Origin of the sequence: Rhodovulum sp. 12E13, assembly GCF_003340565.1 — a bacterium.
Lineage (GTDB): Bacteria > Pseudomonadota > Alphaproteobacteria > Rhodobacterales > Rhodobacteraceae > HLUCCA09.
Window position 1 is genome coordinate 93,875 of the sequence record NZ_QPLK01000013.1, and the last position, 26,468, is coordinate 120,342.

Below are 26,468 nucleotides of genomic sequence, written 5' to 3' on the forward strand. Positions count from 1 at the left end.
GCCGCACCCTCACTCCGCCGGCGTCGCCGGACGCGGATACGCCGCCAGAGCCGCCTTCGCGATCGCGGCGTAGCCGGTGCAGCGGCAGAGGTTCGACGACAGCACCTCGGCCAGCTCGTCCTCCGTCATGTCGGGGTCCTGTTCGAGCGCGCCGACGATCAGCATCAGGAAGCCCGGCGTGCAGAAGCCGCATTGCAGGGCATGGGCGTCGATGAAGGCCTGCTGCAGCGGGTGCAGCCGTTCGCCCTGCGCCAGCCCCTCGACGGTGCGGATCTGCGCGCCCTCGGCCTGGCGGGCGAACATCAGGCACGAGCGCACGGGGCGGCCGTCGACGATGACGGTGCAGGTGCCGCACACGCCCTGCTCGCAGCCCAGATGCGTGCCGGTCAGCCCGCAATCCTCGCGCAGGGCGTCGCCCAGGGTCTTCCGGTCGGGCGCCGTCACCGCGTAGGACGTGCCGTTGACGTGGAGCTGGAAGGTCTGCCCGCTCATGCCGCCATCCCCCTCTGGCCGGGTTGCGCCAATGCCGCCTCGGCGAGCGCCCGCTCGATCGCCGTCACGGCAAGATCGCGCCGGTAATCTGCCGGCGTCGCGAAATCCTCCAGCGGTTCGACGGCGCCAGCCGCGATCCGGGCCGCCGTGCGGAACGCCTCGGGGCCGGGCGGCTGCCCCTCGAGCGCGGCCTCCACCTCGCCCAGCCGGCGCGGGACCTCCTCGATCGCGCCGATGCCCACATGCACGTCGCGCATCGCGCCGCCCTCCAGCCGGTAGCCCGCCAGCGCCGCGCCGATGGCGAAATCGCCCGCGCGCCGGTTGAATTCGTAGAAGCCCCAGGCCGAGCCCTCGGCCGGGCGCGACAGGCGCACCTCGACGAGCAGCTCCTCGGGTTCGCGCACCGTGGCCATCGCGCCCTCGAACCAGTCGGCCACCGGCACCGCGCGCTCACCTGCCTGCGACCGCAGCACCATCTCGGCGCCGAGCGTCGCCGCGGTCAGGCACCATTCCGAAGCCGGATCGGCATGGGCGAGGCTGCCGCAGAAGGTGCCCCGCGTGCGGATCGGGTAATGCGCGATCTCGTGCGAGATGCGGGCGAGCAGCGCGCCGAACGGCCCCGGCACGACGGACCGCCGGAAATCGTGGTGGCGGGCGAGCGCGCCGATGGCAAGATGGTCGCCCGACAGCTCGATCCGGTCGAGCCCGGCGATGCCGTTGATGTCGATCAGGTCGGGCGGGTAGGCCAGCCGCAGCGCCATCATGGGCACGAGGCTCTGGCCGCCCGCGAGCACCAGCGCCCCCTCGTCGGCCAGCGCGGCCAGCAGGCCCGCCGCCTCGTCGACGGTCGCCGGTCGGTGCAGGGTAAAGGGCGGTGCTTTCATCGGCTGTCTCCCCTGGCATCGGCGGGCAGCGTGGCGACCCAGTGCTCCCATCCCCGGTCGATGGCCGGCCGCGCCGGCCGGCGGGTCAGGGCGAGTTCGCCCGCCGAGAGCGCGACGGGCTGCGCGAAGGCGGCAGCGCGCAGGAAATGCTCGGCCTCCCGCGCGCTATAGACCGCCATGAAGACCAGCTCGCGCAGGCCGCCCGCGGCGAGGGTGGCGCCGTGGCCGCGCATCAGAACGAGCGGCCGCTCGCCGAGCGCCGTGGCGACCGAGCGGGCCTGCTCCATCGTCGTCACCAGCATGTTGGTGGCGCCGAAATCGTCGGCGCTGTCCCAGACCGGCACCGGCCCGCCCATGAAACCGCCGGTCTGCGTGACCGGGTAGAGCCGCCCCGCCCCGAGGCAGAAGGGCATCAGCGCGGGCGCATGGTGGTGGACCACGGCCATCGCCCCCGGCCGCGCGGCGTAGATCGCCGCGTGCAGCACGCCCTCGGAAAAGAGCGGCGCATCGGTCGCCTCGACCGGCTCGGCCGAGAGGTCGAACCGAAGGAAGTCGTCTTCCGTAACGGTGGAGGGCGGCCGCGCTGTCGACATCCAGAACCGCGACGGGTCGCCCGGGTCGCGCAGGCTGACATGGCCGAAGGCGTCGAGCACCCCCTGCGCCACGAGGATGCGGCTCGCCGTCACGAGATCCGGGGCGGGGTTGCCGCTCATCGCGCCCCGCCCTCTGCCGCGCGGATCGCCGCGCGCACCTCCTGCGGCGAGACGGGCGCGCGCAGCACCCGCACGCCGAGGTCGTCGAGCGCGTCGTCGATGGCCGAGGCGATGGCGGCCGCCATCGGGATGACGCCCGACTCGCCCACGCCCTTCACCCCGAGCGCGTTGAGATGGGTGGGCGATTCGGTGTGGCTGACGGCAACCTCGGGCATCTCGGCCGAGGTCACGAGCAGGTAATCGGCGTAGGTGGTGGTCAGCGGCTGGCCGGCCTCGTCGTAGGCCATCCGCTCGAACAGCGCGTTGCCGAGGCCGAGGGCGATCCCGCCCATCAACTGCCCCTCGACCATGGCGGGGTTGACCATGACGCCGCAATCGTGGGCGAAGGCGAGCCGCGTCACGCGAACGCCGCCGGTCGCGCGGTCGACCTCGACCTCGGCCACGGCGCAGCCGTTTGCATAGGCCATGTCGTCGATCACCACCCGCTCGGTCGCCTGCAGCCCCGGCGTGTCGATGCCCGGCAGCCGGAACCCGGCGATCCCCTGGGCGGCGACGGCCACCTCGGCGAGGGTCAGGCTGCGGTTGCCGCCGCCCGTCTCGACCACCAGATCGCCGGCGATGTCGAGCGCATGAGCCTCGACCCCCAGCTTGTGCGCGGCGACCGACAGCACCTTGTGCCGCACCGCGCGCGCCGCCGCGTCGGCCGAGGCGCCGGCGACGACCGTCTGGCGGCTGTTGAACCCGCCGAAGCCGTAGGGCTCGGCGGTGTCGCCCAGATGGATGTCGATATTGGCCGGATCGGCGCCCAGATGGTCGGCAACGATCTGCATCATCGCCGTCTGGAGCCCCTGCCCCATCGCCGTGGCGCCGGTGCTGACCCGGACGCGCCCCTGCCGGGTGACGCGCACCGTCACCGTCTCGTAGGGGCCGCGCCCGGTGCCCTCGACGTAGTTCGCCAGCCCCAGGCCGATCGAGCGGCCCTCTTCCCGCGCCGCGGCCTTGCGGGCGGCAAAGCCGGCCCAGCCGGCCTGCGCCAGCGCCGCGCGCTGGGTCGCCGGGTAATCGCCGCTGTCGAGCACCACGTCGGTGCCGCCGCGCAGCTTGAGGGGCTTGCGGCAGGGCATCTGCTCGGCCCGAACGAGGTTGCGGTCGCGGATCTCGGCCCGGTCGAGGCCCAGCTCGGCCGCCGCCAGATCGAGCAGCCGCTCCATCACGAACGTCGCCTGCGGCTGGCCCGCGCCGCGCACCGGCGTGGCCGGCGCCTTGTTGGTCAGCGCCACCGCGATGTCGAGCCGGTAGCTCGGCACGTTGTAGGGCAGCGTCAGCATCATCCCCGAGGCGTAGGGCACGTTCAGGCCGCGCGCGGTATAGGCGCCGATGTCGTAGGTCAGCGCGCCGCGAATGCCGGCGATGCGGCCGTCGGCCTCCAGCGCCATCTCCATCCGCCAGTGCTGGTCGCGCTCCTGCGTGGAGACGAGGAAATGCTCCTGCCGGTCCTCGATCCATTTCAGCGGGCGCCCCAGATGCGCCGCGACGGCCGTCACCGCGATCTCCTCGGGATAGGTGACGAGCTTGGGCCCGAAGCCGCCCCCGAGATCGGGGACCGAGACGGAGATGTCGTCGTCGCCGCGCCCCAGCATGGTGCACAAGGCGGCTTTCAGCGCATGTGGCGTCTGCGTGGAGCTCCAGACGCGCAGGCGATCCTCGACCGGGTCGGGCGCCGCGACCACGCCCCGCCCCTCCATCGAGTGGCCGCCGCCGCGGTGCAGGTCGAAGTCGGCCCGCACGACATGCGCCGCCGCAGCGAACGCGGCATCGACCTCGCCATAGTGGAAATCGAAGGTCGCCAGAAGGTTGTCGGGCAGCCGCATGTGCACGGCCGGCGCGCCGGGCTCGAGCGCCGACGGCCCGTCGGCCACCGCGAAGAGCGGCTCGTACTCCACCGCCACCGCCTCGGCGGCGTCTTCGGCCTCGTGGCGGGTGGCGGCCACGACCAGCGCGACCGCCTCGCCCGCATAGGCCACCTCGTCGCGCGCGAGGACGGGCCGGTACACCTCGTGCCGGATCGCGGCCGAGGGCATGGCGCCGGCGACCACGTCGGAGGTGAGCAGCGGCGACAGGTCGTCGGCCGTCAGGATCGCCGCGACGCCCGGCATGGCACGCGCGTCGGTGCAATCGACGGCACGGATCCGGGCATGGGCGAAGGGGCTGCGCACGAAGGCCACGGCCAGCAGGCCGGGGAGCTGCACGTCATCGACGAAGCGCCCGCGGCCGGTCAGAAGCGGCGTGTCTTCGAGGCGGGGGACGGCGCGGCCGAACAGCCTCTCGCCGGCACCCGGCCGGGCGCTCGACCCCTGACGCGGCGCCTCGTTCATGGGGCCGCAGCCGCCGCGCGGCAGAGGCCGGGCCACAGGTCGCGGTTCGTTCCAGACGCAGGACGCAAGATCAACTCTCCGGGCCGGGCAAGACACTCTGGCGCAAGTCCGGCCGGCAGGCGCCGACCGGGAGATGCATTCCACGATCCTTGACTTGTCACATTAATCGCACTCTTTCAACGAAAATCCCGATTTTGGCACATAAGAGACTCGGGGGCCGGCCGATCCCCCCTCGTCAGCGCGGCAGATCCCCGTCGACCGAGGCGATCAGGTCGCGCAGGTAGCGCCCGGCGGTCTTTCCCTTCAGCGACTCGGCCCACATCTGCTCGACCACCTTCTCGTGCAGCGCGACCGCCTCGGGCGTCGAGGTGATCATCGCCACGCCCAGGCGGATGTTGGGCTGCTCGCCGAGGCGGAACGGGCTGACCGACAGCGTGCGCTTCTCGCCGGAGCGGAAGATCTGGAAGCCGACATGCGGCAGGGTGCCCGTGACGAGCCCGATCTGCACGCCGATCGGCTGCTCCTCCATCAGGCGAATGATGTGCTCGATCTCCTCGCGCGCGCTCTTCTGCCGCTCCTTCAGGTCGGGGCGGGGCATGAAGGGCCGCCCGACGAATCCCGAATGCAGCAGCCGCACGATGTCGAGCGCCGAGATCAGGTTGACGATCGTGGGCTTGCGCCGCTGGTAGTTCGCCCGCCGCTCCCGCAGGATCTCGACGATCCGGTCGACGTCGCGTTCCGTCCGGTCGCGGATCTCGGTCTCTTCCGGCGCCGTCTCCTTCAGCAGCGCTTCGAGCCGCGCCACGAACTCGTCGGACGACAGCAGAAGCGACAGCGGCCCGGCAAGGATGGTGATCCGCTCGGCGCTCTCCTCCAGTTGCCGCAGCCGCTCGAAATAGGTGACCGACGACGAGATGTATTCCGTCTCGACGCCGAGCAGCGTGGGCAGCGACACCTGGAGCAGATCGGCGAGGCTGAGCAGGGTCTCGATCTTGACGACGCCGCCCTTCTCGAACCGGTAGACCGCCGTGCGCGAGATGCCGAGCTTGCGGGCGATCTCCTCGGCGCTCATCCCCGTGCCCAGCCGGAAGGCGCGCAGACGCTGCCCGATCTCCTCGTATGAAATGCCCACTACGCCCTCCGCTCGCCCTCTCCGCGGCCACGCCCGGCGGGCGTCTGACCGTTTCTGCAGGATTGACCATGCTTCCGCCGCCGCCTATCCAAATTTGAGCATGAAGTGCAATTTGAGAACGATGCGGGGCGAGGCCGCCGCATGCGCCGCGACCGGGAGGCAACGGTGACGGGCGCGCTCAACACCCTGACGATCGAACAGATTCGCGCCGGCCTCGATGCCGGGGCCTTCTCCGCGGCCGAGGTGGTCGAGGCCTGCCTCGCGCGGATCGCCGAGCGCGACCCGCAGGTGCGCGCATGGATCTCGGTCGACGCGGAAGGCGCGCGGTCCGCGGCCCGTGACAAGCAGCATACCGGCCCGCTTCAGGGCGTTCCCTTCGGCGTGAAGGATGTCTTCCGCACCGCGCGCTGCCCCACGGAGATGGGCGCCGACGCCCATGCCGGGGCCACGCACCGCTTCGACGCGGCGGCCGTGGCCGTGCTGCGCGCGGCGGGCGGCATCATGCTCGGCAAGACCGCGACGGCCGAATATGCCGGCACGGCCCCCGCCGACACCTGCCACCCCGAGGCCCCCGCCCACACGCCGGGCGGCTCGTCCAGCGGGTCGGCGGCCGCGGTCGCCGATTGCATGGTGCCCTTCGCGCTCGGCACGCAGACCGGCGGCTCGGTCATCCGCCCGGCCGCGTTCTGCGGCGTGGTCGGATTCAAGCCCACCTTCGGGCTCTATCCCGTCGACGGGATGAAGATGGCGGCGCAGAGCTTCGACACGGTGGGGCTGTTCACCCGGACGGCGGCGGATGCCGCCCTGCTGCACTCCGTCTTCCTCGACACGCCGCCCGAGGCGGCCGCGGGGCCGGTCCGCTTCGGCCTGCTGGCGACCCACCTCGACGACACGGTCGACCCCGCCACGGCGGTCGCGCTCGAGGGGGCAGCGGCGCGGCTGGCGGAGGCGGGCTGCCCCGTCGAGACCGTCGCCGCGCCGGGCTGGCTGAGCGGCCTCACCGCGCACCGGGCCGTCATCAATGCGTTCGAGCGTCACCGCGCCCTCGCGCCGGAAGCGTTGGCGCATGGTCAGGGGTTCCGGCCCGAGACGCAGGCCACGTGGGAGGCCGGGCGCGCCGTTTCGGGCGATGCCTATCTCGAGGCCCGCCGGGCCGTGGACGACGCACGGCGCGCGGCGGCCTCCCTGTTCGACCGCGTCGATGTGCTCCTGACGGCGGCGACGCCCGGCGAGGCGCCCGCGGGCCTGCACTCGACCGGAGATCCGCGCCTGCAGGAACTGTGGACGACCCTCCACCTGCCGGCGCTCTGCCTCCCCTGCGGCACCGGGCCGACCGGGCTGCCGCTGTCTGTCCAGCTGATCGGCCCGGCCTACGCGGACGCGCACCTACTGGGCGCGGCGCGGGTGGCCGAAGCCGCCCTCGGCGGGCGCATCGCCGAAACGGCCTGACTCCCCCTCCTTGTCGCGCCCGACCGCCTGTCGAGGCCACACGAACCGCGCGGCCGCGCGCGCGGCATCGGCGTGGGCCATGCGCGGAACGAGTACCAAAAAGGGCTTGTGCCGGCCTACCGTTCCATTATTAGAACAATCTACGGTAAAATACACTCCGCGCACGACACGTCGAAGAACCCAGGGTCCTGATGGCGCTCACGCAACCGCACTTCTCCCGGCAGAACCTGCTGACGCGCCTGACGCCTGGCATGGCCGCACATTACCGCGCGCAGGGCTTCTGGGGCGACGAGACGATCTACGATCGGGCGCGCGCCGTGGCCGAGGCCCGACCCGAACAGGTGGCGATCCGCGATCGCGGTGTCGCCCTGACCTACCGTGACCTCGTCGACCTCGCCGACCGGATGGCAGCCCGCTTCGCGAGCGAGGGCTACAAGCCCGGCGAGCGCGTCGCCGCCTGGATATCGAGCCGCTGCGAGATCGCCGTGCTGCTGCTCGCCTGCGCGCGCTGCAGCCTCGTCTTCTGCCCCTCGCTGCACCGCAACCATACCGCCGAGGAGATCGCGCGCCTGCTCGACCGGATGGACGCGCGTCTGCTCGTCTTCGAGCGGGGCTACGGCGCCGATGCCGAGCGCCGCAACATCGACGCGGTGCTGACCGAGCAGGGCGCGCGCGTGCGCACGCAGGGGCTCGACCCTGTCGCACCACGCGACGCCGAGGGGATCGCCCGCGCGCTCGACCTGCCGGCGGATCCTGCCCCCACATGCGACGCGGCGCGGGCCGACGACGTGGTCTACATCGCCTTCACCTCGGGTACGACCGGCGAGCCCAAGGGCGTGCTCCACTCCAACAACACGCTTCTGGCCAACGCGCGCGCGATGGCCGGCGACTGGGGCTTCTCCGACACCTCCGTCATCTACACCTTCGGGCCGCTCAGCCACAATCTGGGTTTCGGCGCGCTGATCCTGACGCTGCTCGTCGGCGGGGAACTCGTGCTGCATGACGGTGCGCGCGGCATCAGCCTGATCGACCGGCTGCACGAGGCGGGGGCCACGTTCATCTTCGGTGTGCCCGCCCACGCGATGGACCTGCTGGCCGAGTTCGACCGCCGCCCCGAGGCCAAGCTCGACCATGTGCGCGGCTTCCGCATCTCGGGCGCGGCGGTGCCCACGTGGCTGGCCGACAAGATGCAGGGCTACGGTATCGTCCCGCAGAGCGGCTACGGCATGACCGAGGGCTGCTCGCACCATTACACCCTGCCCGACGACCCGCCGGAGCGGATCGCCAGCACCTCCGGCCGCGCCTGCCCCGGCTACGAGGCGATGATCTTCGACATCGACGACCCCGACCGCCCGTTGCCCGCCGGCGATGTGGGCCACATCGGGGGGCGCGGCACCAGCCTGATGCTCGGCTATTTCGACGATCAGCGCGCCACCGAGCGCGCCTTCAACCGCAACGGCTGGTTCATGACCGGCGATCTGGGCCGGATCGACGCCGACGGCTACATCACCATCACGGGTCGCCTGAAGGAGATCATCATTCGCGGCGGCCACAACATTCACCCGGCCCGGATCGAGCAACTGGCGATGAAATTCCCCCGCGTGGAACGTGCCGCGGCCCTGGGCGTGGCCGACGAACGGCTGGGCGAGAAGGTGTGCCTGGTGCTCATGTCGAAGGACGGCGGCGAGATTACCGCGGGCGAGATCCTGCCCCACCTCGACAGGGCGGGCCTGTCGCGCTTCGACATGCCCGAGTACCTGCTGAACGTGCCCGAGATCCCGCTCTCTCCCTCGGGCAAGATCCTGAAACGGGCGCTCGTGCCCGACATCGCGTCGGGCCAGCTCCGCCCTGATCCTGTCCGCTTCGGCGAGACAGACGCCTGATGGCGGCGCATGGGGACCGGATGGTGCGCCTGCGGGCCGAGCTGGAGCGGCCGCCCTTCAACCGCTGGCTGTCGCCCGAGCCGGTCTGCGCCGGGGAGGGGCGGATCGAGCTGCGGCTCAGGGCGCGCCCCGAACATTGCCACCAGGCCGATCCGCCGCTCGTCCACGGCGGGGTGATCGCCGCGCTGATCGACATCGCCGGGCACGCCGTGGTGGCTGTCGAGCAGGCCCGCCCGGCGCCGACGATCGCGCTCGCCATCGACTACCTGCGCCCCGCCCCGGGCCCCGACCTGACCGCCACGGCCCTGCTGCGCCGGCTCGGCCGCAGCATGAGCCGCGCCGATGTCGAGATCCGTGCCGGCGAGCGGCTGATCGCGCTGGGGCGTGGCACCTTCGCCAATCCGGGCGATGCCGAACGGGAGGGCACGCGATGAAGGCCGTCGTCGTCGATGAGTTCGGCCCGCCGGAGCGCGCCGCCCTGCGCGAACTGCCCGAGCCGCGGCCCGGGCCCGGCGAATTGCTGATCGACGTGGCCTTCGCACCGGTCAACTACGTCGACAGCCTCGTCTTCACGGGGCGCTACCAGTTCCTGCCCGAGCGCCCGTTCACGCCGGGCAAGGGGCCGGTCGGCACGGTGCGCGCCGTGGGCGAGGGCGTCGAGGGGTTCGCCGCGGGCGACCGCGTGCTCGGCATGGCCGAGCATGGCGGCTATGCCGAGCAGGCGCTCGTGCCCGCGGTGCACAGCTACGTCCTGCCCGAGAAGGTGTCGCTCGAGGATGCCGCGGTGATGTCGCTGGCCTACGACACCGCCTGGGTCACGCTGTTCGAGCGGGGGCGTCTGGCGGCCGGCGAGACGGTGCTGGTGCTCGGCGCGACGGGCGCGGTGGGCAGCGCGGCGCTGCAGCTCGCCCGTGCCCGCGGGGCGCGCACGATCGCGGCGGTCGCGTCGATGGCAAGGGCCGACGCGGTGCGGTCTGCCGGCGCCGACGCGGTCGTCGACCTGTCTGCGCCAGACCTGCGCGAAAGCCTGCGCGCCCAGGTGTACGATGTCACGGAGGGCCGCGGCGCCGACGTGGTGGTCGACCCGCTCGGGGGCGACGTCTTCGATGCGGCCCTGCGCTGCGTGGCGTGGCGCGGCCGGCTCGTGGTCGTCGGCTTCGCCGCCGGCCGCATCCCCGAGGTCAGGGTAAATTACCTGATGCTCAAGAACATCGAGGTGAGCGGCGTTCAGGTGAGCGACTACCGCAAGCGGATGCCGGACCTGATGCGGGAATGCTTCGCCGAGGTGTTCGCGCTCGCCGCCGAGGGGCGCATCCGCCCGGGCGAGCGCACCTGCTATCCGCTGGACTCGTTCGCGCAGGCCCTGGGCGACGTGGTCGCCCGCACCTGCCGCGGGCGGGCGCTGTTGCAACCATGACCGGGCGCGCGGCGTGGTGCGCCCGGGCGCGAGCTCCGGCGGCATTCGGCCGACACGTCCGCGCGCACCTCCGCGCCGCGCGCGCGCGAGCGTCGCGTGCCTGACGCGACGACCCTGGGCTTCCTCGCGGCAGCGGCGGTCGCGGCCGCGCTCGGGCTGTGGCTGGGCGGCGCTTCCGTGGTGACGCAAGGCGCCACCGACACCGCGCTCCTGTCCTTGCAGATCCTGCCGCAACTGGCCTGCGGCCTGATGATCGGCGCCTTCGTCGGCGTGCTGCTACCGCGCGACCTGCTGATCCGCTGGGTCGGGGCAGAATCGGGCCTCGCCGGCCTCGCCATCGCCAGCCTCGGTGGCGCCTTCATGCCGGGCGGGCCGTTCGCGGCCTTCCCGGTCATCCATGCGCTCTACCGCGCCGGGGCAGGCGCCGGCGCGGTCGTGGCCTTCCTCGTGGCGTGGTCCTGCGTGGGCGTGAACCGGCTGTTCATCTGGGAGATTCCCTTCCTCGGCACCCAGTTCGGCCTGCTGCGCCTGTGCAGCACCCTGCCCCTGCCCCTGCTGGCCGGCCTCGCGGCAAACGCGCTGGTGCGGTCGTTTCCCGCACTCGACATGCCCGGCAAGGACGGCGCATGACGGGGCCGCTTCTGTTCCTGCTGGGGCTGACCCTCGTGCTCGGTCTGCTGGTGGTGCGCCGGGCGCCGCGTCAGCTGGGGCCGGCGCTCGCCGATGCCGCAAGGCAGGGCCGCAAGATCGGGCTGCGCATCCCGCTGGGCATCTTCATCGCCACCGTGCTGGCACAGCTGATCCCGCGCGAGGCGATCGGGCCGGTGATCGGCCCCGAGAGCGGGGTGCGCGGCATTCTCGCGGCCACCGCCTTCGGCGCGATGATGCCGGGCGGCCCGATGGTGACCTTTCCCATCGCGCTCCTGGTATGGGACATGGGCGCGGGCAAGGCGCAGATCGTCGCCTTCCTCGTCTCGTGGTCGATCTTCGCGGTGCACCGCATCCTGTCGTTCGAACTGCCGCTGATGGGGGGCCGGTTCGTGGCGCTGCGCCTCCTGTCGGCGTGGTACCTGCCGCCGCTCGCCGGGCTGATCGCCCTCGCCCTCATCCCGCTCGTTCCCGCGTTCTGACATGGGGCACTTGACCACCCCGACCGGCCCCGGCCGAAGAGCTCTACCGCCCGTCGCGGTCTTCTGCAGAATAGCCGACGGGCCCCCCGCCGCTGGAGGAGCGCCGACATGACCCAACGCAAGAGACGTCTGATCGTCGGCCTCACCGGGGCGTCCGGGGTGGTCTACGGGGTGCGGAGCCTTCAGCTTCTGCGCGACGTGCCCGACATCGAGACCCACGCGGTGATCTCGCCCTCCGCGCTCGTCACCGCGCAGAGCGAGCTCGACATGACCGCGAAGGAAATCCGCGCGCTGCCCGACGTGGAGCACTCGTTCAGGGATATCGGCGCCGCCATCGCGTCGGGCTCGTTCCGCACCGAGGGGATGCTGGTCGCCCCCTGCTCGATCAAGACGCTGAGCGGCATCGCCAATTCCTACGCCGACCAGCTCATCGTGCGCGCCGCCGACGTCTGCCTGAAGGAGCGCCGGCGCGTCGTGCTGATGCTGCGCGAGACGCCGCTCCATGCCGGGCACCTGCGCCTGATGCAGCAGGCGACCGACGCGGGCGCGGTGATCATGCCGCCGGTGCCGGCCTTCTACGCCCGCCCCCGCAGCCTCGACGACATCGTGACCCATTCGGTCGTGCGCGCGCTCGACCTGTTCGGGATCGAGGCGGCGCGCATCCCCCGCTGGAAGGAGGACGGCGAATGACCACGCACAGCACGACCGGAGACGGGGCCGAGCCGGGCGCCGCGTTCTGGCGCTTCTCGCTGTCGGTCTACGGGCAAGAGGGTGTGCCCGACATCTGCCTCGCCCTGCAGGACGCGCACGGCGTCGACGTCAACATGCTGCTTTACCTGCTCTTCCGGGCCACCGGAGGTGTGGCGCTCGACGCCGGCGAGATCGCCCGGCTCGACGCCGCGCTCGCCCCCTGGCGCGACGCGGTGGTGCGCCCGCTGCGCGGGGTGCGACGGGCGCTCAAGGCCGAGGCGCTGGCCCGGATCGCCGCCGACGACGACCGCCTGCGGCAGCGCATCAAGTCCGCCGAGCTGGAGGCCGAGCGGCTGCAGCAGATGGCGCTCGCCCGCCTCGGCGCCGAGATGGCCGGCACAGCGCAGGCCCCCGGGGCGGCAAGGGGCGCCGCATGGCGCGCCTATGGCGCGCATCTGGGCGCGGACCTGCCGGAGGCGGCGCTCGCGAGGCTTGCCCGCGCGATCGGGGCCGCGCGCCCGGACGGCGCAGAGGCATAGGGGCGGGATCGCCTGGAAAACGGGCCCGCGTCGCGCCCGGAAGGGGTGCTCGACCCGCGCCCGCACCATGGCGATGATCCGGTTGGTGTCCGCGTCGACGGGATGCAGCGCGCCGCCCGTCGGCGCCTTGCGCATGACGCCCCAGACCTTGCCGGGGCCGGAGAACGCGGCCTCCCGCGCGGTGCTGACATAGCCCTTGTCGGCCCACACCGACCGTTCCCCGCCATGCAGGAGCGCGTCCCGGACCTGGCTGTCGTGCACCTTCGCGGTCGTCGTCTCGGGGCTATGCACGATGCCGCTATCGGCATCGACGCCCAAATGGTCCTTCATACCGAAATACCAGGTATTGCCCTTCTTCGTCGACGACATCTCGGGGTCGCGGGCCTTGATTTCGTTCTTCGTCGACGCGTTCGCGATGTCACTCGGACCGGTGGCGTTCCATCGCTCACCGTCGATGATCGTGGCGTCCACCAGCGTGCCCGAGCGCAGCGTGATCCCCTGCTCGGCCAGGTGGCGGTTCACCTCGGCGAACAGCTTCCCGGTCAGCGCGTGGGTCTCCAGGAGGTGGCAGAAGTTGAGGATGGTGTCCTCCGGGCCTACGCGGCGCCACTGGCGCCACGGTCCCTCCTACGATGCGCAGGGGCAGCCGCTCTCTACGAGGCTGGCGGACCACCTGATGCCGAGTTCGGCCGAGGTGCCGGCCCCCGAGGCGCTGATCGCCGAGGATTGCCCGAGGCCATGGGCCCCCTGGCGTGAAGGGCGCGGGAGAGGGCGGCACCACGGCCGTCGGCGCCGCTACCGCCTCGGCCATCGACGCCGCGCTCGGCCGGAACGGCACGGTCACACGCCTTCCGGTCGCGCCGGCACGGCTGAGGCATGCCCTGGTACGCGACGTGATCGACGCCCAGCTGGCCGCAGCGCGCCGCCATCCCTGGCCAGGCATCGCTCGGCGGGGAGGCACGGCGCGACGCACCGGGCGTCGACCGATGCGTCAGCGCCCCGCGCCGTCACCCGTCGTCGGCAGCAGGCTAGATCTTTGGCAGGTCCGGCAGCGCGGGAAGCTCGCCCTCCCCCGGCTCCTCCGACGTCCCGAACGAGGGCAGGTCGGCGAGATCCGGCAGGCCGGCGAGGGGATCGCCGTCGTCGCCCGCCGGCAGGCCGTCGCCGAGGCCGGGCAGATCGCCGGGCAGGGGCAGATCGCCTGGAGGTGCGAGGTCACCGGGAGAAGGCGGATCGGAGAGGTCGGCGCCCTCGCCGGCACCGGAATCGGGCATGGGCGGCAGGCCGGGCCCTGGCAACGCCGGGCCGGCGGTGCCACCGGCCGGCTGCTCCTGCGCGGGCGCGCCAGCGGCGCTGTCTTCGGCGAGCCCGCCCGAAAGGCGCACGGCGCGGCGCCCGCCGCTCTGTCCGAGGCGGCCGTGCGCGATGGCGCAGCCGTCGGCGCCGACGAGCGTCGTCTCGTCGAGGGCGGCGCCGGGGATCGGCAGCTCGTGGCCCGGCTGCAGGCCCTCGAGCGCCGCGAGCGGAAGGCGCAGGCGGTGCAGAACGGCCTCGAGCGCCACGGTGCCCCGCAGCACCTGCGCCTCGAGCGCCTCCGACCAGGGCACGGCATCGTCGGGCGCCTCGGGCTCGGCCACCGGGGCGGGGGCGGCCGCGCCCCGTGACGGGGCGGCGGCGGACTGGCCAAGAGGGCCGCGCCCCTCGAGGGGGACGGCAAGCACCATGTTCGCGGTGCGACGGCCGCCCTCGAGATCGGCCACGAGCCGGTGAACGCGGTAGTCGATATCGTCGAACATCAGACCGAGGGGGCGCGGGTCGTCGAGGAAGCTGTCGTAGCCGAAACCGGCCGCCCAGCGCGCGGGCGGCAGGCCGAGGAACGGCGCCTCGAAGCCGCGCAGGATCTCGTCGATCACATCGGCTGCGAGCGCGGCGTCGGTGCGGGTGGGGCGGCGCGGTCGCGGCGGCCGGTCGGCCAGCTGACCGGTCATCAGCTTCTCGATCACGGCCGAGAGCAGCGCGGGGTCGAACACCATGAGCCCCTGTGCCTCGCCCGGCCCCTCGAGCACGGCGAGCAGACCGCCCTCGGGGATCGTGTCGAGCAGCTCGGCCAGCGTGCCGGTGCGCCCGCTGCAGGAGGTGACGTTGGCCACGAGGCCAAGCCGGCGGTCGCAGGCCTGCACGAAGGCGGTCGACAGCGCCTTGGCCGGCGTGACCTGGCGGGAGGCGGTGACGGAGGTGCGTCCCGCCTCGACCTTGCGCCTGAGCGCCGTGTTCGCTTCCTCGTTGCCCATGCCGCTCGCGTGCCCTGCCCCGTCCCGGCGCCCGGCCCTGCGGCCGGCCCTGGCAGTGGCGCGGCCGCGCCCTGCCCTGCGCGCACCTTGCCCCGCTACCTCTTCGGAAATGGTTAACGCAGCTTCGCTCGCGCCACGTCAGCCAGAGGCGGCTCATTCCGCCGCGGCTTGCCGGGCCTCTGCCTGGCGCGCAGCCTGCTGCGGGGTCGGCTGGCCCTCGGGCGCGGCGAGCGGCAGGCGCAGGCGGAAGCCTGCGCCGCCCTGCCCCGGCAGGTAGGCGATGTCGCCGCCGAGCCGCGCCATGATCTCGCGGCAGATGGCGAGGCCGAGGCCGGTGCCACCGGCGGCCGAGGTATCGGAGAGGCGGGAGAACTTCTCGAAGATGATCTCGCGGCTCTTTTCGGGGATGCCCGACCCGTTGTCGACGAAGTCGACCTGCACGCCGCCCTTCGTGCGCGCGGCCCGCACCGTCAGCTCCGGGCGCGGCGCGTCGCAATACTTGCGCGCGTTGCCCATCAGGTTGACGAAGACCTGCACCAGCCGGTCGGCATCCGTCCGCAGCATCAGCCCCGCCTCGGCCAGCCGGTCGCGGTGCACGACCAGCCCGCCCTTGCCCTCGAGCACGCCCGAGGCCGCCTCTGCCCGGTCGAGAAGCTCGGTGACGGCGACGGTGGAGAGGTTGAGGCGCACGCTCGCGTTCTCCAGCGCCGACAGGTCGAGCAGGTCGTCGAGCAGGCGCGTGAGACGGAGCGCCTCGTCATGGATGACGCCGGCGAAGCGCACCTGGTCGGCCTCGTCCACGCCCCCTTCCCGCAGGATCTCCGAGAAGGCGCGGATCGAGGTCATGGGCGTGCGCAACTCGTGGCTGATCTGGCTGAGGAACGCATCCTTCTGGTGCGACAGCTCGGTCAGCTTGGCGTTGGCCGCCTGGAGCTGGCGGGCGGTGCGGGCGAGCTCGGCCGACTTGGCCTCGAGCTGCGAGGAGTATTCGAGGATCTGCTGCGCCTCGTCGGCAACGCGCATCAGGTCTTCCACCAGCACGTTCGAGCCGCCGGCGATCTGCGCCACCATTGCGTGGGCCGTGGCCGAGCCGACCGACCCGGCGAGCTCGCGCTCGAGCCGGGCGAGGAAGGCGGGCGTGGTATCGGGCAGATAGCCGGCCTTGCCCTGCTCGGCGGCGGCCGAATGGAACAGCTCCTGCGCCTGTTCGGCGCCGAGGATGCGCTGCGCCATCATCAGCAGGTCCTCGGCCGGGGCGTTGCCCCGCGCCCAGCCGCGCTCGCCCAGCGTGTGCTCGAAGACGTTGACGATCTGTGCACCCTGCAACCGCTCGAGCGGCGTGGGGAAGGTGAGGATCGAGACGAGGCAGTAGGCGCCGGTGTTGAGCAGCATCGACCAGAAGACGGCATGCACCACCGGGTCCATCCCCTCGATGCCGAAGAGCGCCTGCGGACGGAGCCACCAGAGGCCGAAGAGGCCGTGCTCGAGCACCGAGGGCGGCAACGGCCCGGCAAGGCCGAAGCTCGGCAGAAACAGCGCGTAGAGCCAGATGGCGAAGCCCACCGCGAGGCCCGCCGCCGCGCCCGCCCGCGTGCCGCCCCGCCAGAACAGCCCGCCGATCGTGGCCGGCAGCACCTGGGCCGTCCCCACAAAGGCGATTATCCCGATCGCGGCCAGCGCCGCCGAGCCGCCCGAAAGACGGAAGTAGAGGTAGCCGAGAAGCAGCACGCCCGCGATGGCGAAGCGGCGCGCGCGCAGCACCACGCGCCGCACGTCGCCCGAGACCACCGCGCCCTCCTGTCGGGCGAGGTAGATCGGCATCACGATGTGGTTCGACACCATCGTGGCGAGCGCGATGGAGGCGACGATCACCATCGAGGTGGCCGACGAGAAGCCGCCGAGAAAGGCGAGCAGCGCCAGCCCCTCGCGCCCCTCGGCCAGTGGAAGCGTCAGCACGAACATGTCGGGGTTGGCGCCCTCGGGCATCCGCTCGAGCCCCACCACGGCGATGGGGATGACGAAGAGCGACATGGCGAAGAGGTAGAGCGGAAAGGCCCAGGCGGCGGTCGCCAGATGCGCCTCGTCGGCGTTCTCGACCACCAGCACCTGGAACATGCGCGGCAGGCAGATCACCGCCGCCGCCGCGCAGAAGACGAGGCCCGCCCAGCGCGCCGGGTCGCCCCCCCAGGTCGCGATCGGCGAGGCGTCGATCCTCGCCAGCACGTCGGCAGGGCCCGAGCCGAGGCCCCAGACCACGAAGACCCCCACGGCGAGCAGCGCGATCAGCTTGACCACCGCCTCGACGGCGATGGCCATGACCACGCCGTGATGGCGCTCGTTCGCATCGAGGTTGCGGGTGCCGAAGAGGATGGTGAAGACGGCGAGACCCGCCGCCACCCAGAGGCCCGAGGCGGCCGGCCCCTCGCCCGGCAGCCCGTCCTCCGAGAACACCCCGAAGGACTGGGTGACCGATTGCAGCTGGAGCGCGATGTAGGGCGTCGTTCCCACCAGCATCAGCACGGTGACCATGCCGCCGAGCAGCGTCGACTTGCCGTAGCGCGACGAGATCAGGTCGGCGATCGAGGTGATCCGCTGGGCGCGTCCGACGCGCACGAGCTTGCGCAGCAGCAGCCACCAGCCGGTGAAGACGAGGGTGGGGCCGAGATAGATCGTCACGAATTCCAGCCCCGAGCGCGCCGCGTAGCCCACCGCGCCGTAGAAGGTCCAGGCCGTGCAGTAGACCGACAGCGACAGCGTGTAGACGAGCGGCGAGGACAGCCAGCCCGCCCTTCCCCCCCGCGCTCCCCGCTCGGCCGCGGCGGCGACGACGAACAGGAACGCCACGTAGACCAGCGACAGGACGACGAGCAGGTTGAAGGTCACGGCGCGCGGTCTCGCGCCGGGGCGCGCGCCGGGCCGGCGCCTGCCCCCTCCGTCCCCCGCCCCGTCCGGTCGGCCGGCATGGCGCGCGCCTGGTCGCGGGCGCGCAGGGGCGCGGCGAGCCGGCGGGCGAGAAGGCCGGCCGCCACGATGAGGCCGAACCAGGCGAGGAACAGATAGACCGCGCCGGAGGCGGTCGCGTGCTCGTCGGCCCAGAGCAGCGGCAGCAGCAGGAGCGCCGTTCCGAAGAAGGGCAGCAGGCGCGCGGCATCCATCACCCGGCGGTGGCGGTATGTCTCGCGGTGGAGAAAGAGCGGTGCCCGGCCGCGGACGGCACCGATCGGGTCGAGGGCCTGGCCGCGGGACGGGGTGGGGCGCGGCGCGTCGGTCGGGCGCGCGTCGGGGGCGGTGCCCGCCTCACCCGCACGCGGCCCGTCCCCCGCGTGCGCGCCTTCGGTCTCGGGGGGCGGCGGCGCGGCCATCGCCCTGCCCTCAGCCTTCGCGCCCGACCGGAGAGCGCAGGACGGCCCGCCCCTCGGCGCGCTCGTCCGCCGCGGCGCCGCTGCCCTCTTCCGTCGCCGCGTCCCGGCCGGGCGCGGCATGCATGGCGTTGACGGCGGCGAGCACGTCGGAGTTGGCGAACGGCTTGGTCATGAAGCGGGTGACGCCATAGCGCTCGGCCTGCTCGCGGTCGCGCGCCTGCCCCTTGGCCGTCAGCATCAGCACCGGCAGATCGCTCGTGGCCGGGTCGGCCCGCAGGTCGCGCAGGATGTCGAAGCCCGACCGGCCCGGCAGCATCACGTCGAGCACCAGCACGTCCGGCCCGGTCCGCCCGATCGCCTCGAGCGCCGTCGTCCCGTCGGAATGGGTGGTCACATGCCACCCGTCGCGCGACAGGATGAAGCGGATCGCCTCGATGATGTTCGGCTCGTCCTCCACCAGAAGGATGCGCTTGATCATTCGGCCGTCTCCTCCCGCCGGCCCGCCGGATTCTGTCGTCCGGTCGCGCCCGCTTCACGGACCATCGCGCATGTGCGGGAGCGTGTCAAAGCGGCGTCGCGTCGGCCGCCTTCTCCGGATCAGCCGAGTTCGGCCATGATCGAGGGCTCGCGGCGGGCCGCGCAGGCCGGGCGCGGACAGATCCGGCACGATGTGCCGACGGCCAGCGGCGCGGTGCGCAAGGTCTCGGGCACGGCCGTCGCAGGGTGCGCATCGGCCAGATCGAGCGGCACGAGCAGCATCAGCGCCTCCAGCACCTGCGGGCCTCCGAAGCCCACCGGCTGCGCCGGCCGGCACAGCGCGTAGGCGACGAACAGGCCCGGCGCGCGGCCGGCCACCTCGACCACGTGGCGCACGGGCGCCATGGGCCGCGACAGAGCCTCGTAGAGCGGCCAGAGCGGACAGGCGGCGGAATAGCGCGGCAGCGCGAACCCGGTGACCGGCTTGCGGAAGGTCAGGGTGCCCGAGCCATCACAGGCCACCAGCCCCACGATGCCGCCGAGCGCGTCTTCCGGCAGGGCGGCGAGGCGGCGGAAGACGGCCGGGAGATCGACACCGAAACGCGCCGAGATCGCGGCGGGATCGACCCCGTGCTCCGCCACGGCCTCCCGCATGCGGGCGAGCGGCATGTGCTCGGCGTCCTGCCGGGTGCGGCGCAGCCAGCGCACCGCCATTTCGCGCGCCGCGCGACTCCGCAGCCCGTCCGCGCGGGCGACCACGTCTTCGGGATCGGGCGGCAGGGCGCGCTCCATCTCGGGGGCGTGGTAGCCGCGCTCCGACAGCCACAGGTCGAGCTCTTCCTGCGGGGTCTGGCCGGCGAACTCGGCGCTGGCGGCCGCGTCGAGGTAGCTCACCAGTCCCTCGGCGCTCTCGGCGAGGCGGCGGCTCTCCTCGGCGATGTTGCGATGGAAGCGGTCGCGCCACTCGGTGTCGAGATCGTCGGTCTCGACGAGGATACCCGCGGTGGAGCGAATGGCGGTGATCGTCGACAGGATATCGTGCAGCGAGGCCGACAGGAACGGGTCGTGCGTCATCCGGTCGGACAGCACCTCGACGGTGCGCTCGAGCGAGAGCGCACGGCGGCGCGTGTCGGCCAGAAGCTGCGCAAGGCCGGGAAAGCGGCCGACGAACTCTTCGAGCCGGGGAAGATCCTCCGAGCCGGCGCGATGATCGGCGGCGGCCTCGCGCAGGATGTTGACCAGCGCGGCCTCGGCGCCCTCGGTCAGCTGCGCGACGTCGACCTTGAGCTCGGCCGCGATCGCCTGCACCAGCTTGCCGCCGATTCTGCGCCGGTTGTGCTCGATCAGGTTCAGATAGGAGGGCGAGATCCCGACTGCGCGCGCCAGATCGGCCTGCCGGCGGCCGAGCACCAGACGCCGTTCCCGGATCCGGGAGCCTGTGAGCGAGGGACGTGCCATGCGATTCCTTGCGTCGGTTCAAGCGGTTTCCGCGGCGCAGCAAAAAGCCTTTTACAATACGCACCCGCGATTTGTATATTCATTTACAAAAAAAATGAGCGGGTGAAGGGAGTTGTTGCGCCGTTATCGCTCTCCGGTGATCCTGCGAAGGCGTCCGTGCGGGCGCAGGATGCCTGCTGTCGCATCCATCATCCAGGGAGGTTGACCATGTCCAATCGCTTTACCCGGCGCGGCGTCATCAAGACTGGCGCCGTGGCTGGCGGTGCTCTGGCGCTGCCGACGATCTTCACCAGCCAGGCGCGCGCCTTCACCAACGAGCCGACCGGCGACACCGTGACGCTCGGCTTCAACGTGCCGCAGTCGGGCGCCTACGCCGACGAGGGCGCCGACCAGCTGCGCGCCTACGAACTCGCCGTCGAGCACCTCAACGGCACCGGCGCCGACAACGGCATGCTGGAGACGTTCAAGTACGCCGACGGCTCGCCCACCGCGCTGACGGGCAACGGCATCCTCGGCAAGCGTGTCGAGTACGTCACCGGCGACACCCAGACCAACACCGACGCCGCCCGCGCCTCGGCCCGCTCGATGATCGAGAAGGACGGCGCCACGCTCATCACCGGCGGCTCCTCCTCGGGCCCTGCCGTGGCCGTGCAGGCGCTCTGCCAGGAGGCGGGCGTGATCTTCATGGCGGGCCTGACCCACGCCAACGACACGACCGGCAAGGACAAGCGGGCCAACGGCTTCCGCCACTTCTTCAACTCCTACATGTCGGGGGCGGCGCTGGCGCCGGTGCTCGAGGCCGCCTACGGCAACGACCGCAAGGCCTACTACCTGACCGCCGACTACAACTGGGGCTACACGACCGAGCAGGCGATCACCGAGGCCACCGAGGCGATGGGCTGGGAGACGGTCAACAAGGTGCTCACCCCCGTCGGCCAGGGCGACTTCTCGTCCTACATCACGCCGGTCCTGCAGTCGGGCGCCGACACGCTGGTGCTGGTGCACTACGGCGGCGACATGGTGAACTCGCTGACCAACGCCGTGCAGTTCGGCCTCCGCGAGGCGCAGGCCAACGGCAAGGACTTCCAGATCATCGTGCCGCTCTTCTCGCGCCTCATGGCCCGGGGCGCGGGCGAGAACATCAAGGGCATCTTCGGCTCTACCAACTGGCACTGGTCGCTTCCCGACGAGGGCAGCCAGGCCTTCACCCGCTCCTTCGGCACCAAGTACGGCTTCCCGCCGAGCCAGGCGGCACACACGGTCTACTGCCAGACCCTGCTCTACGCCGACGCGGTGGAGCGCGCGGGCTCGTTCAACCCCTGCGCCGTGGTCGAGGCGCTCGAGACGGGCGACGGCCTGCCGGGCATCGACTCGCCCTCGAACACCGGATTCGTGTTCGACGGCCTCGGCAACGGCCCGACGCTCTACCGCGCGGGCGACCACCAGTGCTTCAAGGACGTGCTCGTGGTGAAGGGCAAGGAAGAGCCCGAGTCGGAGTTCGACCTGCTCGAGATCGTCGAGGTCACCCCGACCGAGCAGGTCTGGTACGAGCCCGACCACCCGCAATTCGCCGGCGGCCAGCTGGGCGAGTGCAACCCGGGCGCCTGACGCCCGCCGCAGGCGCGGCCGGGGCCGGGTGCCCCGCCGCGTGATTTGCCGTCCCCCGCGCGTTACGGGGGGCGGTTTCCCTAATCGCGATGGTGGGAGCGATGGACGCCATAATCCTTCAGATCCTGAACGGGCTCGACAAGGGATCGGCCTACGCGCTGATCGCGCTCGGGCTCACGCTGATCTTCGGCACGCTCGGCGTGGTCAACTTCGCCCACGGCGTCCTGTTCGCCCTCGGGGCCTTCTGCGCGGTGGCGATCCAGGGGCTCTTCTCGACCTCGTTCGAGACGATCGACGAGACGCGCACCGACTTCCTCGGCAATCCGCTGAAGGTGCAGACACCCTATGTCGAGGCGTGGTTCGGAGAGACGATGGGCGGGGTGCTGCTCGACTGGTCGGTGCCCATCGCCATCCTGCTCGCCGTGCCGGTCATGGCCCTGGTGGGCCTGGCGATGGAGCGGGGCCTCATCAAGCACTTCTACAAGCGCCCCCATGCCGACCAGATCCTCGTGACCTTCGGCCTCGCCATCGTGCTGCAGCAGATCATCAAGTATTTCTTCGGCGCCAACCCGATCGCGGTACCCGCGCCCGACGTCTTCCAGGGCTCGTTCGACTTTGGCGTCATGCTGGGCTTCGACCCGTTCACGATCATGTACCCCTACTGGCGGATCGTGTATTTCGGCTTCGCCCTGGCCGTCATCGCGGCGATCTTCGCCTTCCTGCAGTTCACCACCTTCGGAATGGTCGTGCGTGCCGGCATGGCCGACCGCGAAACGGTGGGCCTGCTCGGCATCAATATCGGCCGCCGCTTCACCATCATGTTCGCCATCGCGGCCATCGTGGCGGGGCTGGCGGGGGTCATGTACACACCCATCGTCGCGCCCAACTACGACATGGGCATGAACTTCCTCGTGCTCAGTTTCGTCGTCGTAGTGGTCGGCGGCATGGGCAGCCTGCCGGGCGCGGTGCTCGCGGGGTTCCTTCTGGGCATCATCGAGAGCTTCGCGTCGATGTCGGCGGTGATCGAGCTGATCCCGGGCATCAACCAGGTGATCATCTACCTCGTCGCCATCGTCGTGCTGCTCGTCCGGCCGCGCGGCCTTCTGGGGCGCAAGGGCGTGATGGAGGATTGAGACAATGCTTGGACTGAACCGGAAAGACCTGATCCTCTTCCTCATCGTGGTCGGGCTCGTCGTCTTCGCGCCCTTCATCCTCAACCCGTTCCCCGAGGATTCGGGCCTCGCGCGCTTCAACGCGGGCTACCCCGACCTGATGCAGCGCTTCGTGATCTTCGGGATCTTCGCCATCGGCTTCAACATCCTGTTCGGGCTGACGGGCTACCTGTCGTTCGGGCACGCCGCCTTCCTGGGCATCGGCTCCTACGCGGGCGTCTGGATGATGAAGCTGCTGACCGTGAACATCGTGCCCGCGATCATCGCCTCGATCGTGGTGGCGGGCGTGTTCTCGCTGGTGATCGGCTTCATCTGCCTCCGGCGGTCGGGCATCTACTTCTCGATCCTGACGCTCGCCTTCGCGCAGATGGCCTTCGCGCTGGCCTACTCGGTGCTGACGCCGATCACGGCCGGCGAATCCGGGCTGCAACTGTCGCTGAACGACCCGCGCATCCTCGAGGCGGGGGGCGGCAGCTCGATCCCGGCGGCCAACTTCTTCGGCCTGACCATGCGCGACGGCTTCGAATGGGCGCTGGGCGGCTGGGTCTTCACCTTCAACTTCGGCTACTACTTCTGCGCGCTGCTGATGCTGGTCGCGTTCTACGTGTCGATCCGCATCTTCCGCTCGCCCTTCGGCATGATGCTGCGGGCGGTCAAGTCGAACCAGCAGCGGATGAACTACACGGGCCTCAACCCCAAGCCCTACACGCTCGCGGCCTTCGTCATCTCGGGCATGTATGCCGGTCTCGCCGGCGGTCTGATGGTGGCGGTCGACCCGCTCGCCGGCGCCGACCGCATGTTCTGGACCGCGAGCGGAGAGGTCGTGCTGATGACCATCCTCGGCGGCGCAGGCACGCTGATCGGGCCCGTGCTCGGTGCGGGCATGATCAAGTACTTCGAGAACATCTTCTCGCGGCTGAACGAGCGCGACCTGAACGCGCTGTACGACTTCCTGCCCGACGGCCTGCAGGGCGTCGCCGTGTCGGTGTCGCAGATGTTCGTGGGCGACGGCTGGCTTCTGACGCTCGGCCTGATGTTCATGCTCGTGGTGATCTTCCTGCCCGGCGGCCTCGTCGAAGGGGGCCAGCGCGTCTCGCGTCTCTTCCGCCGCAGGAAGAAGACGAAGACGGACGACCCCGAGCATCACCCCCAGCCCAGCCCCCATGTGGGCGAGTAAGGAGCGCGCGCGATGGGCATTCTCGAAGTCAAGGACGTCAACAAGCGCTTCGGCGGCCTGCAGGCTCTGGGCGACGTCAACCTCTCGATCGCCGAGAACTCGGTTCACGCCATCATCGGGCCGAACGGAGCGGGCAAGTCGACACTGCTCAACTGCCTCGTGGGAAAGCTGATCCCCGACACCGGCTCGGTGATGTTCGACGGTCAGTCGGTCCTGGGGCGCAAGCCCTACGAGATCAACCAGATGGGGATCAGCCGGGTGTTCCAGACGCCCGAGATCTTCGGAGACCTCACGGTGTTCGAAAACGTGCTGATCCCCTGTTTCGCCAAGCGCGACGGGGCGTTCCGGATGCACGCCTACGAGCCGATGCTGGCCGAGCGCGACCTCGTCGCAGAGGCGGAAGCGATGCTCGACGAGGTGGACATGCTGGCCAAGCGCGACATGCTGGCGAGCTATCTCTCGCGGGGCGACAAGCGGCGGCTCGAGATGGCGATGTGCCTCGTTCAGCAGCCCAAGCTGCTCCTGCTCGACGAGCCGACCGCGGGAATGAGCCGCGCCGACACCAACAACACGATCGACCTGCTCAAGCAGATCAATGCCAAGCGCGACATCACCATGGTGATCATCGAGCACGACATGCACGTGGTCTTCAGCCTCGCCCAGCGGATCACCGTGCTCGCCCAGGGGTCGCCTCTGGTCGAGGACGCCCCCGAACGGATCAAGGGCCACCCCAAGGTGCAGGAAGCCTATCTCGGCCACGCCGCCTGACCGATTTTTCGTAGGGAAATTCGCTTCCCCCAAGGAGACGAGCGATGAACGTCAAGCCCGACTTCTCGAAGAACGCCAACCAGGCCGCCACTGCCCCGGCCTTCCTGTCGGTCTACGACATGCACGCCTATTACGGCGAGAGCTACATCGTGCAGGGCGTCAACTTCAATGTCCACGAGGGCGAGATCCTCGCCCTTCTCGGCCGTAACGGCGCGGGCAAGACCTCGACGCTGCGCTCGATCGCCCGGATCGGCGATCCGCAGGTCACTCATGGCGAGATCTGGCTCGACCACCAGCCCCTGCACCTCATGCAGAGCCACGAGGCCGCGCAGGCCGGGCTGGGCCTCGTGCCCGAGGACCGGCGGATCATCCCCGGGCTGACCGTCGAGGAAAACCTGCAGCTCGCGCAGATCATGCCCCCGATCGGCTGGTCGCTGGAGCGGCTCTACGAACTCTTCCCCCGGCTCGGCGAACGGCGCAAGCAGGAGGGCACCACGCTCTCGGGCGGCGAGCAGCAGATGCTCTCGATCGCGCGGGCGCTGGCGCGGGACATCAAGGTGCTGCTGCTCGACGAGCCGTACGAGGGCCTCGCGCCGGTCATCGTCGACGAGATCGAGAAGACGCTGTCCCATATCAAGGAGCAGGGCATGACCACGGTCATCGTCGAGCAGAACGCCGTGCGCGCCCTGGAACTGGCCGACCGCGCGGTGATCCTCGAGGGCGGACAGATCGTCTACGACGGCACCGCGACCGAAGTTCTGGCCGATGCGGAGTTGCGCGCGGAGTATCTCGCCATCTGACCGCGCGGCGTCGGAAGCAGGCGAAAGGCGGGGTTGCCGTGCGCCGGCCACGGCGCGACACTCGTCTGCAAGGGGCCCGCCACCTCGGGGCCCGGAATGGGAGGATGCCATGCCTGACACCAAGACCGAAACCGCGATCTACCCCCCATCCACGACGTTTGCCGCGTCATCGCATGTCGGTTCTGCTGCGTACGAGGAGCTGTACGCGGCGAGCGTTGCGGATCCGGAAGGGTTCTGGGCGGAGCAGGGCAAGCGGGTCGACTGGATCAAGCCGTTCACGCGGGTGAAGCGCACGTCGTTCGAGCCGGGCCAGGTCGATATCCGCTGGTTCGAGGACGGCACGCTGAACGTCTGCGCCAACTGCGTCGACCGACACCTGGCCACCCGGGCCGAGCAGACCGCGATCATCTGGGAGCCGGACGACCCCGCCGAGGAGGCCCGCCACATCAGCTATGCCGAGCTGCACCGCGAAGTGTGCCGGATGGCGAACATCCTCGAGGAGCTGGGCGTCGGCAAGGGCGACCGCGTCATTCTCTACCTGCCGATGATCCCCGAGGCGGCCTACGCCATGCTCGCCTGCGCGCGGATCGGGGCGATCCACTCGGTGGTCTTCGCGGGGTTTTCCTCCGACGCGCTGGCCGCGCGGATCAA

At 71.2% G+C, this 26,468-nt stretch carries 24 protein-coding genes and 1 pseudogene; 14 read left to right on the top strand and 11 right to left on the bottom strand.

The window, feature by feature from the left end; translation table 11 throughout:
- Positions 1-9: 9 nt before the first annotated feature.
- The 5 genes from DLJ49_RS12750 to DLJ49_RS12770 form a co-directional block, all read right to left on the bottom strand.
- Positions 10-492 (bottom strand): (2Fe-2S)-binding protein, encoded by a 483-nt coding sequence (locus DLJ49_RS12750; protein ID WP_115393938.1) that lies wholly within the window; start codon positions 490-492, stop codon positions 10-12.
- Entirely contained in the window at positions 489-1,376 is an 888-nt protein-coding gene (locus DLJ49_RS12755; RefSeq protein WP_158547462.1) for an FAD binding domain-containing protein, read from the bottom strand. The genes DLJ49_RS12750 and DLJ49_RS12755 overlap by 4 nt, the downstream gene beginning before the upstream one ends.
- Positions 1,373-2,089: a class II aldolase/adducin family protein gene (locus tag DLJ49_RS12760; RefSeq protein WP_115393940.1), complete on the bottom strand. Its 717-nt coding sequence runs from the start codon at positions 2,087-2,089 to the stop codon at positions 1,373-1,375. The genes DLJ49_RS12755 and DLJ49_RS12760 overlap by 4 nt, the downstream gene beginning before the upstream one ends.
- A complete protein-coding gene (locus DLJ49_RS12765; RefSeq protein ID WP_115393941.1) occupies positions 2,086-4,464 on the bottom strand; it encodes a xanthine dehydrogenase family protein molybdopterin-binding subunit in 2,379 nt (792 codons plus the stop codon). Before DLJ49_RS12765 ends, DLJ49_RS12760 begins: the two co-directional genes overlap by 4 nt.
- A gap of 235 nt (positions 4,465-4,699) precedes the next feature.
- Positions 4,700-5,596 carry a helix-turn-helix domain-containing protein gene (locus tag DLJ49_RS12770; protein ID WP_115393942.1) on the bottom strand — a complete coding sequence of 299 codons (897 nt, stop codon included), beginning with the start codon at positions 5,594-5,596 and terminating at the stop codon, positions 4,700-4,702.
- A gap of 141 nt (positions 5,597-5,737) precedes the next feature.
- Between DLJ49_RS12770 and DLJ49_RS12775 the strand changes: the two genes are divergently transcribed.
- The 8 genes from DLJ49_RS12775 to DLJ49_RS12810 all read left to right on the top strand — a co-directional run bounded on the left by DLJ49_RS12775 (position 5,738) and on the right by DLJ49_RS12810 (position 12,704).
- Positions 5,738-7,045 carry an amidase gene (locus DLJ49_RS12775; protein WP_115393943.1) on the top strand — a complete coding sequence of 436 codons (1,308 nt, stop codon included), beginning with the start codon at positions 5,738-5,740 and terminating at the stop codon, positions 7,043-7,045.
- 191 nt (positions 7,046-7,236) lie between these two features.
- Entirely contained in the window at positions 7,237-8,928 is a 1,692-nt protein-coding gene (locus DLJ49_RS12780; protein WP_115393944.1) for a class I adenylate-forming enzyme family protein, read from the top strand.
- On the top strand, positions 8,928-9,362 hold the full coding sequence (locus DLJ49_RS12785) for a PaaI family thioesterase (protein ID WP_115393945.1): 435 nt from the start codon (positions 8,928-8,930) through the stop codon (positions 9,360-9,362). The genes DLJ49_RS12780 and DLJ49_RS12785 overlap by 1 nt, the downstream gene beginning before the upstream one ends.
- Positions 9,359-10,345, top strand: coding sequence for an NADPH:quinone oxidoreductase family protein (locus DLJ49_RS12790; RefSeq protein WP_115393946.1), 987 nt, complete (start codon positions 9,359-9,361; stop codon positions 10,343-10,345). The genes DLJ49_RS12785 and DLJ49_RS12790 overlap by 4 nt, the downstream gene beginning before the upstream one ends.
- Before the next feature lie 96 nt (positions 10,346-10,441).
- Complete coding sequence (locus DLJ49_RS12795) at positions 10,442-10,975, top strand: permease (protein WP_199533366.1); 534 nt, start codon at positions 10,442-10,444, stop codon at positions 10,973-10,975.
- Positions 10,972-11,475: a hypothetical protein gene (locus DLJ49_RS12800; protein ID WP_115393947.1), complete on the top strand. Its 504-nt coding sequence runs from the start codon at positions 10,972-10,974 to the stop codon at positions 11,473-11,475. Before DLJ49_RS12795 ends, DLJ49_RS12800 begins: the two co-directional genes overlap by 4 nt.
- Positions 11,476-11,583: 108 nt before the next feature.
- Entirely contained in the window at positions 11,584-12,165 is a 582-nt protein-coding gene (locus DLJ49_RS12805; protein ID WP_115393948.1) for a UbiX family flavin prenyltransferase, read from the top strand.
- Complete coding sequence (locus DLJ49_RS12810; RefSeq protein WP_115393949.1) at positions 12,162-12,704, top strand: TIGR02444 family protein; 543 nt, start codon at positions 12,162-12,164, stop codon at positions 12,702-12,704. The genes DLJ49_RS12805 and DLJ49_RS12810 overlap by 4 nt, the downstream gene beginning before the upstream one ends.
- 48 nt (positions 12,705-12,752) lie before the next feature.
- On the opposite strand, the pseudogene DLJ49_RS12815 reads toward DLJ49_RS12810, so the two are convergent.
- From DLJ49_RS12815 to DLJ49_RS12840, 6 genes and pseudogenes are all read right to left on the bottom strand, one after another.
- Positions 12,753-13,286: pseudogene (locus DLJ49_RS12815) on the bottom strand (IS5 family transposase); the annotation flags it as partial.
- A gap of 446 nt (positions 13,287-13,732) precedes the next feature.
- On the bottom strand, positions 13,733-14,995 hold the full coding sequence (locus DLJ49_RS22795) for a flagellar motor switch protein FliM (protein ID WP_115393950.1): 1,263 nt from the start codon (positions 14,993-14,995) through the stop codon (positions 13,733-13,735).
- 153 nt (positions 14,996-15,148) lie between these two features.
- Positions 15,149-17,878, bottom strand: coding sequence for an ATP-binding protein (locus DLJ49_RS12825; protein WP_115393951.1), 2,730 nt, complete (start codon positions 17,876-17,878; stop codon positions 15,149-15,151).
- Positions 17,875-18,357: a hypothetical protein gene (locus tag DLJ49_RS22880; RefSeq protein WP_369932526.1), complete on the bottom strand. Its 483-nt coding sequence runs from the start codon at positions 18,355-18,357 to the stop codon at positions 17,875-17,877. The genes DLJ49_RS12825 and DLJ49_RS22880 overlap by 4 nt, the downstream gene beginning before the upstream one ends.
- Positions 18,358-18,367: 10 nt before the next feature.
- A complete protein-coding gene (locus DLJ49_RS12835) occupies positions 18,368-18,835 on the bottom strand; it encodes a response regulator transcription factor (RefSeq protein ID WP_115393952.1) in 468 nt (155 codons plus the stop codon).
- 119 nt (positions 18,836-18,954) lie between these two features.
- Positions 18,955-20,292 (bottom strand): helix-turn-helix transcriptional regulator, encoded by a 1,338-nt coding sequence (locus DLJ49_RS12840; RefSeq protein ID WP_115393953.1) that lies wholly within the window; start codon positions 20,290-20,292, stop codon positions 18,955-18,957.
- 207 nt (positions 20,293-20,499) lie between these two features.
- Between DLJ49_RS12840 and DLJ49_RS12845 the strand changes: the two genes are divergently transcribed.
- The 6 genes from DLJ49_RS12845 to DLJ49_RS12870 form a co-directional block, all read left to right on the top strand.
- Positions 20,500-21,900 (top strand): substrate-binding protein, encoded by a 1,401-nt coding sequence (locus tag DLJ49_RS12845; protein WP_199533367.1) that lies wholly within the window; start codon positions 20,500-20,502, stop codon positions 21,898-21,900.
- 101 nt (positions 21,901-22,001) lie between these two features.
- Positions 22,002-23,033: a branched-chain amino acid ABC transporter permease gene (locus tag DLJ49_RS12850; RefSeq protein WP_115393955.1), complete on the top strand. Its 1,032-nt coding sequence runs from the start codon at positions 22,002-22,004 to the stop codon at positions 23,031-23,033.
- Between the two features lie 4 nt (positions 23,034-23,037).
- A complete protein-coding gene (locus DLJ49_RS12855; RefSeq protein ID WP_115393956.1) occupies positions 23,038-24,249 on the top strand; it encodes a branched-chain amino acid ABC transporter permease in 1,212 nt (403 codons plus the stop codon).
- Between the two features lie 12 nt (positions 24,250-24,261).
- Entirely contained in the window at positions 24,262-25,017 is a 756-nt protein-coding gene (locus tag DLJ49_RS12860; protein ID WP_115393957.1) for an ABC transporter ATP-binding protein, read from the top strand.
- A gap of 44 nt (positions 25,018-25,061) precedes the next feature.
- Complete coding sequence (locus DLJ49_RS12865; RefSeq protein WP_115393958.1) at positions 25,062-25,817, top strand: ABC transporter ATP-binding protein; 756 nt, start codon at positions 25,062-25,064, stop codon at positions 25,815-25,817.
- A 109-nt stretch (positions 25,818-25,926) separates the two neighbouring features.
- On the top strand, positions 25,927-26,468 hold a 542-nt coding region (locus tag DLJ49_RS12870; RefSeq protein ID WP_147277309.1), incomplete at its 3' end, for an acetyl-coenzyme A synthetase N-terminal domain-containing protein.